We start from the raw sequence: 3,977 nt of genomic DNA on the forward strand, positions 1-3,977 counted from the left end.
TCATCGGCATCGGTTTGTCCGAGGGCATCGCCATGGGCTTGTCCGCTGGCTTCATGCCTTTGCTCGGGCAACAATCCTTGCCCGGCTTCATCGGCATGCCCGCCTTGCCGCCTTGCGCCGCCATGCCGCCCATACCTTGTTGCTGCATGCCCTGCTGCTGCATGCCCTGCATGCCCATCTGGTGGTCCTGCATCATTTGATCGTGCATCTGCTGCCCGCCGTGATCCATGCCCTGCTGGTGCGCATGGTCCTGAGCGGCCGTGGTCGACGGCGGCGGCGGGGCGACAGGCGCTTTGGGTGATGCTGTGGGCTTTGGGGCCGTGACCGCAGGCATGTCGGCCGGCAGTTCGTCGGCTATCACATAGGCTACGCCGCCGACACTGGTGAGCAAGCCGAAAACAGTAAGATAGATGGCTTTCCGGGTCATTTCGCGTCTCCGCTAAACTGGCGATACTCTTGCGTTTTTCTCGCCGCTTCTTGGCTCTGCAATGGGACCACCCGCCGCTTGAAACTATACGTAGTTTGCGAAGCGCCCCGTTCAGTCGGCCATCGCGGCCATATGGCGGCAGCCTTCCGCACACCGTCTACAGGCTTCAGCGCAATGGGTCAGCTGCGGGTCGTCACGCCGCTGCTCGCATTCGCGAGCGCACTGGTCGCAAGCGTCCGCACAGGCTCGGCAAAGGATGGTGTGCAGCGCCGAGCGACGCAGCATCGAATTGGCCGTCGCCTGGCAGATTTCCGCACAATCGCTCAGGAGCGTGAGCAGCGGGGCGCTGGCCGGCGATCGGCTCGAGCTTGCGACATAGTTCGCCGTCTCCAAACACATGGCATGCGACGCGGCGCAAAGATCGATGCAGTCCTTCATCGGCATCGCCATTGCTGCGGCGTGCCCCGAACCATCGCTTGCGACAGCGCCGCTTGCCACTCCTGAAGCGAGAAGCGCCGTACCGCTCGCCAACAGGGTTCTGCGTTCGATCATCCTTACCTCCATCATGAACCGTTTGGATCGATCCCGGGATTCTCCCCGCAGCCGGGTTGGCCACCGCTACCTGCGGCAAGCGAGCGATGACGCGCCATGACGGTATCCTGCCAGGGCCAATGGCCATTGATCTCGACACCGAGCGAGATGCTGAGGAACGTGCGCACCAGGACCAGCCCGGCCAGTACGACCAGGTCGGCGATTGTCGGGTTGATCACCAGCGATTTGACGATGTCGCCTGCGACCAGGAATTCGAGACCCAGAAGAATGCTGCGCCCCAGCGTCGAACGGAAGGCGAGATAGGCGCGCGACCGGTCGCTCCCTCGAAACGCCCGGAGAAACACGCCACTGGCATAGGCCGCGCCGACCAGGATGACCAAGGTGCCGGCCAGATCCAGAACGACGACGGCCAGGTGGAAAAACTGGCTTAGCCAGGGCGCGTTAATGGTGATCATACCACCCCCGGCGCCGGATGTTGTTGAAGCTGTCGGTGGTATGGCAGGAATAGCACTGATCGACCCGGGCCTTCTCGCGTGCGGCCCGCTGCGAAACCATGCTGAAGTGTTCCATATAGTGGCTGGGAGGCGCTTTGTGACACTCGACGCACTGCGTCGAATTGGTCGAAGGGTGGCGATAGCTGGCAATCGTCCACGAATCGGTGCTGTGGCAGGTGGCGCAATCGGCGCCGAACAGCCCGAGATGCTTGTCCCTGATCGAATGGCAGCTCGCACAATCGAGCGTCGCACCGGACGTCGCCAGGGGTTTGCGGGATTGCATTTGCAGAGCCGGGCCGCTCCAGTTCTTCGGATCGAGCAACGCGGCGTGGCTCATTTGGACAATCCCCTGATTGCCCTGATGCTCGACATGGCAGGAACTGCATTGCGTGGCCTGGGAATGGAACATGGTCGATTGCTTGTCCCCGAACTCGGTTCCGGCGTGGCATGACAGGCAGGTCTTCGCCTCAACTCCCTTGAGGGGCGTGTGGCAGCTGGCGCATTGTCCGGCCAGCGACCGGTGGGCGCTCGACAAGGGTCCGGGAGCGACAAAACGCTCCACAATCCCGGCCTCGGAAGGCGCGTTCGTGCGCAAGGCCAATGGCGCACCCACCAGCAGAGCCACGGTCGCGAGAACGAAGAGCCAAAAAAGGAGGCGCGCAAACCTCATATCCAGCGCAATCCGAAATAGATCGCGGCGCCGATGTGGACGACAAGGACGGCGTAGAGAATGCAGCCGACCACGATGTGCAGCCACCGCCACTTGCCGAACAGGGCATCGGTTGCGCTTTCCGCCCGCACCGCGAATTCCATGTCCACCATTGCTCCGGCCAGGGATTCAGCGTCCTTCGCGGCGGGATCGGCGGGCCGCTCGGCGGAGACGAACAACAATCTGTGCCAGCGGCGCAGCGGGGGCGCTTCCGCCTCCTTGGCAATGGTCGCGTCGAGGCCAAGAAGCGCCGCTTGTAGCGAGGCCAGTTCGGATTTCCGTCCGCGCAGCGCCTTAGCCAACTGGCCCAGCAAATAGCGGCCGATGTAGCCGCTCAAGACCGTCAGCAATAGCGTCCCGGTCAAGACCAATCCGGCCGGGCTCTCCAAGCTATGCGCGGCGTGGACGAGGCCGAGGATCGCGGCCAGAACCCCGGCGTAGATGTGAATCGCCAGCAGCGTCGGCTTGCTGACACGGTGCGCGGTCGCCTCGGCGATCGATTTGACGTGCTTGACCAGGACATAGGGCAAGGTCAGCAGCATCAGCACCGCAGCCGCGATGCCAATGACCCCGCCAGCCAGGCTGCCCGGGAAGCGCGGAGAGACGTGCAGCAGATATCCCAACGGGAAGAGGATCACGAACGCGACCATGAGAGCAACCAGGATATCACCGCGCTCGCGCATCAGGCTTCCACCACCAGCGGCTGTCCGGCGCTCTTCGCCTGGCACGCCAGAATGTAACCCTTTTGCTTGTCCTCCGGATCGAGACCGGTCTCGACCGCCATCGTGACTTCACCCGAGATCAGCTTGGTGACGCAGACGCCACATTCGCCAATTCTGCAGGCATAGGAAATCTCGACGCCGGCGTCTTCGGCGGCTTCCAGCACAGTCTCCTCTGCGGACAACGGGGCCGAGACGCCCGAGACCGCAAAGGTCACCGTTGTTGGCGCCACGGCATCCTTGCGCTTCGTGCGTGCCGCCGCCGGACGCTCTTTCGTTTCGATCTCAGCCGCGTTGTCCGGCAAGGAGGCAGGGCCAAATGCCTCGGTGTGCAACTGCGCCTCGGGCACGCCAAGCTCCGCGAGCTGCGCGCGCATTGCCGCCATCATGCCGGGGGGACCGCACAGGTGGACCCGGCGCTTGGCTATGTCCGGCACAGCGGCGCGCAGCATTTCCAGGGTGATCGGCCCTTCCGGCCCAAGCCAGACGGTGCCCGCGGAGCGTTGCATTGCGGCCATCACATGAAGGTTGGCGAAGCGTCGCTCCAGCCGTTCGAGCTCGTCGCGAAAGACGAATTCTTCGGTCGAGCGCGCGCCATAGAGGAAGAAGATCTCTCCTGGCCAGGCGATGTCGGTAAGATAGCGCAGCACCGACATCATCGGTGTGATGCCGACGCCCCCGGCGATCAGGACGATGCTCTCGGCATCGGTTCCGGTGAAGGTGAACTCACCGAAGGGGCCCGTCACCTTGAGCAGATCGCCAGTCTTGACCTCATCGTGGAGAAACTTCGAAACCGCGCCCTGTTCCTCGCGCTTGACGGTGAGTTCGACGTAGGCCCGTTGCGTCGGCGAGGAGGCGATCGTGTAGGATCTTCGCACGGCTTTGTCCGCTTGCGGGGTGACCTCCACCTGCAAGAATTGGCCCGGCAGAAAGTCGAATGGCAGGCGATCCGCGCCGGGATCGGCCAATCGGAAGGTTTGGACCGTAGGCGTCTCGCGAACGATCTGAACGACCTTTAGCTGGCCCGACCACCGTTTCGAAGGACGCAAGGCCGCAGCCGGTGGTACGTCTTGCGT

The 3,977-nt window shown here is 63.3% G+C and carries 6 protein-coding genes; all 6 read right to left on the bottom strand.

Translation table 11 applies throughout. The features are described 5' to 3' along the window. Positions 1-427, bottom strand: a 427-nt coding sequence (locus DM995_RS21460; protein WP_157973362.1) for a hypothetical protein, incomplete at its 3' end; no start/stop codon positions are given. A 111-nt stretch (positions 428-538) separates the two neighbouring features. Beyond that, the gene (locus DM995_RS19440) at positions 539-979 is read right to left on the bottom strand and encodes a four-helix bundle copper-binding protein (RefSeq protein ID WP_066044103.1); all 441 of its coding nucleotides are present in this window, start codon (positions 977-979) and stop codon (positions 539-541) included. An 11-nt stretch (positions 980-990) separates the two neighbouring features. Beyond that, entirely contained in the window at positions 991-1,434 is a 444-nt protein-coding gene (locus DM995_RS19445; protein WP_052241802.1) for a DUF1622 domain-containing protein, read from the bottom strand. Then, entirely contained in the window at positions 1,421-2,098 is a 678-nt protein-coding gene (locus DM995_RS19450; protein WP_232824572.1) for a cytochrome c3 family protein, read from the bottom strand. Before DM995_RS19450 ends, DM995_RS19445 begins: the two co-directional genes overlap by 14 nt. A gap of 41 nt (positions 2,099-2,139) precedes the next feature. Then, positions 2,140-2,865, bottom strand: coding sequence for a hypothetical protein (locus DM995_RS19455; protein WP_039330914.1), 726 nt, complete (start codon positions 2,863-2,865; stop codon positions 2,140-2,142). After that, positions 2,865-3,977 (bottom strand): FAD-binding oxidoreductase (locus DM995_RS19460; RefSeq protein ID WP_157973364.1); only part of this gene is annotated, 1,113 nt, incomplete at its 5' end. The genes DM995_RS19455 and DM995_RS19460, both read right to left, overlap by 1 nt.

Origin of the sequence: Blastomonas sp. UPD001 (genome assembly GCF_003426715.1) — a bacterium.
In the GTDB taxonomy this organism is placed as follows: domain Bacteria; phylum Pseudomonadota; class Alphaproteobacteria; order Sphingomonadales; family Sphingomonadaceae; genus Blastomonas.